Origin of the sequence: Neolewinella lacunae (assembly GCF_014349155.1) — a bacterium.
GTDB lineage: Bacteria > Bacteroidota > Bacteroidia > Chitinophagales > Saprospiraceae > Neolewinella > Neolewinella lacunae.
The window spans coordinates 1-322 of sequence record NZ_JACSIT010000003.1; the positions used below are offsets into that span (position 1 = coordinate 1).

The 322-nt window shown below is 65.2% G+C and carries 1 protein-coding gene; it reads right to left on the bottom strand.

Annotated elements, in window-relative coordinates; all coding sequences use genetic code 11:
• The coding region (locus tag H9S92_RS00015; RefSeq protein ID WP_187464685.1) for a hypothetical protein at nt 1-322 on the bottom strand (322 nt) is incomplete at both ends.

The following is a 322-nucleotide window of genomic DNA, read 5'->3' on the forward strand; positions in this document are numbered from 1 at the left end:
GGGCAGACGGCAATCTCCGTAGCCGTGAAGGTGCGCGTCAGGATGACATCTTCACACAGGGGGTCTTCGGCGTCGTAGGCCACCACGTCGTTGACACATACCCGGATGCGGTCCGTGCAGCCGTCCGTGAAGGTCGGCAGCAGCGGCGTCAGGCCACCGGCCAGCAGGCGGGCCCGCAGTTGGGGGGCCATCGTACCCGCTACCGTCGTGCCCGCTACCGCACCGATCTGGCCGGATGCCGTAGCGCTGCGGTTGTTGGAGAACACTTCGTAGCACTTGCTGATGTTGGCAGGAAGCGTCGTCAGCGTGTTCGCGTCAAGGT